11 protein-coding genes are annotated in these 6517 nt (G+C 68.1%); 9 read left to right on the top strand and 2 right to left on the bottom strand.

The window, feature by feature from the left end; all coding sequences use genetic code 11:
- Window positions 1-173 precede the first annotated feature (173 nt).
- Both ACH492_RS39950 and ACH492_RS39945 read left to right on the top strand, forming a co-directional pair.
- On the top strand, window positions 174-368 hold the full coding sequence (locus tag ACH492_RS39950; protein ID WP_398994346.1) for a hypothetical protein: 195 nt from the start codon (window positions 174-176) through the stop codon (window positions 366-368).
- Window positions 365-571 (top strand): peptidase inhibitor family I36 protein, encoded by a 207-nt coding sequence (locus ACH492_RS39945; protein WP_398994344.1) that lies wholly within the window; start codon window positions 365-367, stop codon window positions 569-571. Before ACH492_RS39950 ends, ACH492_RS39945 begins: the two co-directional genes overlap by 4 nt.
- 423 nt (window positions 572-994) lie before the next feature.
- Here the strand turns inward: ACH492_RS39945 and ACH492_RS39940 are convergent, their stop codons facing one another.
- On the bottom strand, window positions 995-1171 hold the full coding sequence (locus tag ACH492_RS39940; protein WP_398994342.1) for a hypothetical protein: 177 nt from the start codon (window positions 1169-1171) through the stop codon (window positions 995-997).
- A gap of 167 nt (window positions 1172-1338) precedes the next feature.
- Between ACH492_RS39940 and ACH492_RS39935 the strand changes: the two genes are divergently transcribed.
- From ACH492_RS39935 to ACH492_RS39910, 6 genes are all read left to right on the top strand, one after another.
- Window positions 1339-1824 carry a DUF2975 domain-containing protein gene (locus ACH492_RS39935; protein ID WP_398994340.1) on the top strand — a complete coding sequence of 162 codons (486 nt, stop codon included), beginning with the start codon at window positions 1339-1341 and terminating at the stop codon, window positions 1822-1824.
- Entirely contained in the window at window positions 1824-2045 is a 222-nt protein-coding gene (locus ACH492_RS39930; RefSeq protein WP_013872065.1) for a helix-turn-helix transcriptional regulator, read from the top strand. Before ACH492_RS39935 ends, ACH492_RS39930 begins: the two co-directional genes overlap by 1 nt.
- A 408-nt stretch (window positions 2046-2453) precedes the next feature.
- Window positions 2454-2843, top strand: coding sequence for a MerR family transcriptional regulator (locus tag ACH492_RS39925; protein ID WP_398994338.1), 390 nt, complete (start codon window positions 2454-2456; stop codon window positions 2841-2843).
- A gap of 284 nt (window positions 2844-3127) precedes the next feature.
- Window positions 3128-3466, top strand: a complete 339-nt coding sequence (locus tag ACH492_RS39920; RefSeq protein WP_398994336.1) for a hypothetical protein — start codon at window positions 3128-3130, stop codon at window positions 3464-3466.
- A 277-nt stretch (window positions 3467-3743) separates the two neighbouring features.
- Complete coding sequence (locus tag ACH492_RS39915; RefSeq protein ID WP_398994334.1) at window positions 3744-4130, top strand: hypothetical protein; 387 nt, start codon at window positions 3744-3746, stop codon at window positions 4128-4130.
- A 349-nt stretch (window positions 4131-4479) separates the two neighbouring features.
- Window positions 4480-4713: a hypothetical protein gene (locus ACH492_RS39910; RefSeq protein WP_389193568.1), complete on the top strand. Its 234-nt coding sequence runs from the start codon at window positions 4480-4482 to the stop codon at window positions 4711-4713.
- A gap of 296 nt (window positions 4714-5009) precedes the next feature.
- Here ACH492_RS39910 and ACH492_RS39905 read toward each other — a convergent pair whose 3' ends face one another.
- Window positions 5010-5459: a hypothetical protein gene (locus tag ACH492_RS39905; protein ID WP_398994332.1), complete on the bottom strand. Its 450-nt coding sequence runs from the start codon at window positions 5457-5459 to the stop codon at window positions 5010-5012.
- Between the two features lie 567 nt (window positions 5460-6026).
- Between ACH492_RS39905 and ACH492_RS39900 the strand changes: the two genes are divergently transcribed.
- Complete coding sequence (locus tag ACH492_RS39900) at window positions 6027-6359, top strand: hypothetical protein (protein ID WP_398994331.1); 333 nt, start codon at window positions 6027-6029, stop codon at window positions 6357-6359.
- The last annotated feature ends 158 nt before the right edge of the window (window positions 6360-6517 follow it).

Genomic DNA, 6517 nt, shown 5'->3' with positions numbered 1-6517 from the left:
GCCCGTAACACCACCGACCAGCACCCGCCCCCGAGTACCCTAATCACCCCGCCACCAGGACATATACCCAACCAAAGCGGAATCCAGCACTAGGCCTTGTTGCTGCGCCGACGGGGTGAACCGGAGCATGATCCTGCCCCCGCGAGCGGGTGGTGCGGACTATGTCTGTAGACATGATCAGAAACGTGATGCGTGCCGCGGTGGTCGCCGCTCTGGCCGCCCTTCCTCTTACCGTGCCCACGTCGGCTCCCGCAGAGACGCGTGCCGCGCAGGCCGCTATCAAGTGCCCTGGCGGCTATGTGTGCATCTACCCGGAGGTCAACTTCGGGGCCAGCCCTGGGTGCGCCGCGCGGCCGACGGCGGCGTGAAAGACCTGCCCGCCGCGATCCGTGACCGCGGCAGCTCGATCCGCAACAACTCCGACCGCACCGCACGGGTTTACGAGAAGCGGAACTACTCGGGACGCTGGGTATGCGTGACCCGCAGCGGCGGCTCCATCCACGACCTGCGCTCCTACAACCTCAACGACCAGACCCGGTCTTTGAAGATCAACCGCAACGACTGCGGCTGATCCGATTCCCAAACGCAGGTGACCATGCGGCCGGCCCCGTCACGACTCTGAGGCGAAAAACTGGGCAGGCACGGGATGGATCCGCGGTGGGTCGATAGCCCCAGATGTCTTCACTCACAGCACTGCCTCTCGGTGCATAACAGATACGAGAATCCGCCGCTCGTCGCCGAACGTACGTCCGCAGTACCGGATCTGCCACTGGGCCAGGGCGCAGCCGTCGGCTCTCCCGTGGGGAGGCCGGGAGGGACGGCGCGGCCCCGCCCAGTGACAGCGCACGGGTGGGGCCAGGGGTGGGGGGCCTCCGCGGGGGGCTGGAGGATCACCGCCGTCACAGCATTGCACTGGATTCAGCCACACAACAGGGTCGTGACTTGAATTGATCGTGGGGGTTGCCGGGTTGATGCCTGAAGGGCAGCTGCCTGCTCAGAGGCTGATGAGCTTGCGCAGGACGAGCGCACTGATGCCCATGCCTGTCACGCCTGCGAGCAGGGCGCCGGAAGTGTTGCCAGCACTGAAATAGGTGAGCGCACCGAGGAGCGCTCCCACCACTACCGCAGCCAGGGCTTCGGCGTAGTCGGGTGGTGTCCGATTTGTACTCAAGCAGGGCCGACTTCCACAGGGCCAAGACGGTTCGGGCAACCGCCATGCCATGGGAGGCGGCGGCGTCCCGCCACGATGCGAAACCGCCGCCCATCCTCCGTCCCAGCCCTTGCTCCATCTATCGAAATTCGATAGATTCCCATCGCGACTCGATGGAGGGATGGGCCATGGGAAGGCTGACAGTGGGTGCGCTGCGCACCGTGCTCGTGTTGGTGCTCGCCGGCACCGTGTTCGTGCAGGCATTGATGGTGTGGGCGTTGGCCACTGACCCGGAGGACGGGTCGCTCCCGCTGACCCCGCTGCGCGTGATCACGATCCTGGGCATGGTGTCGGTCCAGGTGGCCCTGGTCTGCGTATGGCGGCTGGCGGCGATGGTGCGACGCGAAACCGTGTTCTCCCACGCCGCCTTCCGGTACGTGGACGGCGTGATCGGCGCGATCGTGGCCGCTGCCCTCGTGTGGTTCGCGGTCACTGCCATCAATGCGCCGGGCCAGCGGGACGACCCGGGCGTCACCGTCATCATGGGCGGGGTTGGCGTGGCCATCCTGGGGGTCGCGCTCATCGTGCTCGTGCTGCGGATGCTGCTCGCCCAGGCCGTCGCGCGCGACGTCGAAGCGGCGCAGATGCAGGCCGAGTTGGACGAGGTGATCTGATGCCGATCGCCGTGGACATCGACGTGATGCTGGCCAGGCGGAAGATGTCCGTGGGCGAGCTCGCGGACCGCGTAGGGATCACGCCCGCCAACCTGGCGGTACTCAAGAACGGCCGCGCCAAGGCGGTCCGCTTTGCGACGCTCGCCGCGCTCTGCGAGGTGCTCAGGTGCCAGCCGGGCGACCTGCTGCGCTGGGAGGCCGAGGACGCCGCGGGCGGATGACATGCCCCAGGGCGGCCGTGAAAATGCTGGCACCACCGGCCCGTGACGCGGCGGGGGACAGTGCGGACGTAGACAAGATGAGCTACCTGTCGTGCTCGGGAACACCCGGCGTCATGAGGGCGTGCAGGAAGGCGCGGGAAGACTGGGGTGGCCATCCGCGAAGCCCACGTACGGCGGGCTGACGTCAGAAGGCAGCAGGCACGGGCGAGAACTCCGCGGGCGCTGCTCAGGGGCGAAGGATCACGGCGGGCAGGCGGCGGCGCTGGGCGTCATGGGCATGCGCACGCTCTCTCCTGCAGACATCGGTCTTCGCCGGGGGCGTCATCGGCCCCGACACGGCTGACGGTCACGGGATCAATCCGTCCCGCACCATGAGAGCGGGGACGGCATGGAGCCGAGAGCGAGCACATGCAGATCGGCGAGGTCGCCGCACGGACCGAGCTGTCGCTGCGCACCATCCGGCACTACGAGGAGACGGGCCTGGTCATCCCCTCCGCCCGCTCCCAGGGCGGGTTCCGCCTCTACACCGAGGCCGACGTCGCGCGCCTGATGGTGATCCGTCGCATGAAGCCGCTCGGCTTCACTCTGGACGAGATGCGGGACCTGCTGGACGCAACTGACCGCCTCGACTCCGATGAGGAGCTGCCGGCGGACGAACGGGAAGCTCTGCTGGAGCGCGTCCGCGGATACGAACAAGGCGCATCCGAGCAGGTGGAGAAACTGCGTACCCAGCTGGCGCGGGCCGAGGAGTTCGCCGCCACCCTGCACGAACGCCTCACGCGCGTCCCCGCCCACTGACGACATCCGCCACGGCGGTTACCTGCCGGATCACCCGTCCTGACCGGCTGCGATCTTCGGTCTCGGGGCCGGATGCGCGAAGGGCCTGGTGAGGTGGGCGTGCAGGATTTAAAGGGCCACGTCCGCGCTGCGCTGACCGACCAGGACACTGGCCCCAACCACTGAGCGTGTTGAGGGCTGGATGTCGCCCTCCGTTGCGACGGGAGCGAATTCATGGTGGGCGTCCCGGCTGCGAGCTGCGTGGGAGCGCCACGCGGCACGCGGGAACAGGGGATACTGAGGGGGTGAGTCGAGACGTGCCGTTGCACCCCCGGTGGAGCCACCTGGCTGACCGGCTGCCCCCATCCCTGGAGGATCTGCGCGGGCCGGCAACCGGCGTGGTGCACTTGCCGCAGCACCTGGCCTGGTCCGGGCTGACCGAGTTCGACCTCGCCGATGAGCGGCTGGTGATCGGCCTGTACCGCATCGTGCTGAACAACGGCCAGCGCGAGGACCTGGTGACCTACCTGAACAGCGACCTGCTGCATCAGCACTGGCCCCTGCTGCGCCGCGTGGTGGGCAAACCGCTGCGCACCTGCTGGGAACAGCACTTCCCGGCGCTGGCCCCTGCCGCCGCGGCGTGAGGCTTCCCGCTCTGCATCAGCGTCTGCTGGCCGATGCCCTCGACGCGGGTGCCGCGTACGGCCTGGTCCTGGCCGGCGGCTATGCGGTGCAGGCCCATGATCTGGTGTCGCGGCTCAGCCAGGACCTGGACTTCGCCACCACCCACCAGGCAGGGCTGGACGTCATCACCAGCCATCTCGTCGAGGCGCTGACCGGCAAGGGCTGGCAGGTCACCGTCATCGAGGTGGCTCCCCGCATGGCCCGGCTCACGGCCCTCGACCCGGGCACCGGTCAGTCGTGCGAGCTGGACATCCTCAAAGAGATCTTCACCGGCCTCCGGCACACACGAGTGCCGGCCCGGTTCTGTCGGTCGACGACACCGTCGGGCTCAAGACCCGGGCTGTCCATGACCGCGGCTTCCCCCGTGACCTGCTCGACGTCTTCAGCGCCCGGCATCTGTACAGCACGGCCGAGATGGAACAGCTTGGCAGCCAGCATGACGAGGACTTCGACCTCGAAGAACTCCACGCACGGCTCGAGGCCGCCGATTTCACCTCCGACCGCGAGTTCGCCGCCTACGGCATGACACCCGAAGAGATCGCCGAGCTGCGCCAATGGGTCCAGGACTGGGCCACCGATCTCGGGCTGCGGCTGGCTGCCCGGTACGACGAGGACGCCGAGTAGCCTCAGCTGCCCGAGCAGGGCCAGCCCTCGTTTGACGGCCCGTAGGCCTCCCAGCAGGGGCCGCGCAAGGGCGGCCTGGGCGCGGCAGCCCGCCCGCTGCACAGCGGGCCGGAAGGGACGCTCAGCCCGAGGAACAGAACGGCGGAACGGTGAGCCGGAGCCGGGTGAGCCGCCGAGCCGCCGGGTGAGCCGGAGGAGGAGAGACCCACCGCCCACCTGAGTGGTTCCGCTGTGCCAGTCGGGGTCCGGCCCACGTGTCGCCGGAGAATTGACGCAGCTTCTCGCTAACTTCCTGAAGCGCCGACCAAATCCCCCGCCTTTCCGCGCAGCACGGAGGAGCTGATCATTCATGGCCGTGTGCGAGGTCTGCAACAACGACTACGAGATGGCGTTCGAGGTGCATGCCGCAGGAGCCGTGCACACCTTCGACAGCATCGAGTGCGCCGCCCAGAAGATGGCGCCGATCTGCGACAACTGCCAGTGCCGCATCCTCGGCCATGGTCTTCAATCGGACGGACAGTTCTTCTGCTGCGCGCACTGCGCGCGCCAGCAGGGCGTCGCGCAACTCGTGGATCACGCCTGAGCTGCATCGCCGGACTGAGTACCTGAGTCATCCTCGCCTCGCCGGGCGCCCGCCTCATCAAGCCGGCGCCGCTGGCGAGCGGCGACACACATGGCTCACCGCCACCGGTCGTCTCGCGCCTGACGCTCTCATTTTGGGCCTGGAGGTCCGTGCCTGGAAGCCCCGAGAGTACTGATGAGGGGGGACGTGGTGGCAGGCGTCGGACCTCCCGTGGGGAGGCGGGGAGGGCGGCGCGGCCCCGCCCAGTGAGGGGAAGCGACGAAATGCGGAGCGCGGGGTGACGAAAAGGGCGGGGCTCAGGCAGAGCGGCGACCGCTGCGCGTCCGTCGCCGTTCGCGCTCTGGTCGGTTCCCAGTCTGGGAACGCTGGACCTGCCGTGGAATCTCGGGCCGCTGCTGATACGTGAACTCGGTGGCCAGCGCGAGCGCTCGGCAGGCTTCCTCGGTCGTTGTGGAGGGCCGATTGCGTTCCCGCGCGTGCCCGTGGACTGCGCGCACGAAGCTTTCGACCCAGCCGGTGAAGCGAGCACGTTTGGTGGCGGTGTCCCGGTTGTCGATGGTCTCGGCGACCTCGCCCAGCCAGTACTCCGACCAACTGTCCATGACCAAGCCGTCACGGTGCTCCAGGAGCAGCTGGCCGATCCGCTGGGCGAGCGGGAAGCGCCGTTCCTGCACGAGGACCTGGGCGCGCTCGGCCCGTTCCTCAGCCGCGGCACGTTCCTCGTGTTCCCTGGCCACCTCGGGCATGCGGCGCTCGCCCGGTTCGCGGACCTGGTCGGCCCTTCAACCGGCGCGCCTTCTGATAGGCGCCCTGCTTCGACGTCACGCACAGCGCCTCTGCGAAGTGATGCCAGGGAACCCCGACGCTCCGGCCGCTCTCGATCGCCTTGAGCTGCCCGGGGCCGACACGTTCAAGCAGGAACTGCCACGACTGGCGCTACGGGTACGCCTGGCGGGGCTACTCCACGGACGTCAAGGGCTCCGGGGGGCAGTACGACAGGCCCGGCGATGTGCAGGTGACGCTGACGGTGCAGATGACCGTCACCGCCGACCGCCGCCCTGAGATCCCATCTCCGAACAGCCTGTGGGTGGGTCACAACTACGGTTTCGGTTTCTTCGTCAAACCGTCGAAGTTCCCCGATTGCCTTCCCCTTGAAGGTGTCGGCCTGTGCGAGCTGTCCTCCGGGCCGTTCTACAGCGGCTGCGAGGAACTGCGTAACGACGGCGACGGAACCAACCAATCTTCGGTGAGAACGCTCAGCCTTCGCTGCGACCGGTCACCCAGTTCGCTGGTCAGGCGGATGCGTCAGCATCTTGCTGACGCCTGGGCGCGGGAACGGCGGTGCGACGACGCTCACGGAACGCGCGGACGGCTTGCAGCACGAACTGCGCCGCTTCTGTGGAGGCTGGCGGCTGTTGCAGGCGGGCAGCAAGGTCGTCGATCTCTCCAACAGCATCGATGACTTGCTGCGTGTGCGTCTGGGCAGTCTCCACCAGGGCCTGCCCCGTGATCATGTGACGGGGTCTTGGAGCCAGATGCGGATCGAGGCGACGTCAACGGTGCTGGCTCTTCCCGAAGCGCTGCACATTGCGGGCTGCGTCGCGCAGGGCCAGGACGCGGGTCTTACCCACCGCGAGGTCAGATAGACGGGCCAGCGAGACAGGAAGACCTGCTTGCCCCAGAGCGAACCCGACCTGATGCGATGGTGCTCATCTGCTGGCCGGTCGGATCAGCCGTCGGGGTGCGCCTGGGTCTGCAGCCGCCAGCGGCCTCCAGTGCAGTTGCTGGGCGGCGGCGGAAACCG

The organism is Streptomyces sp. NPDC019443, from assembly GCF_044389785.1.
Taxonomy (GTDB): Bacteria; Actinomycetota; Actinomycetes; order Streptomycetales; family Streptomycetaceae; genus Streptomyces.
The sequence above is the reverse complement of the archived record's forward strand: the minus strand, read 5'-3'. Positions and strand labels throughout refer to the sequence as shown.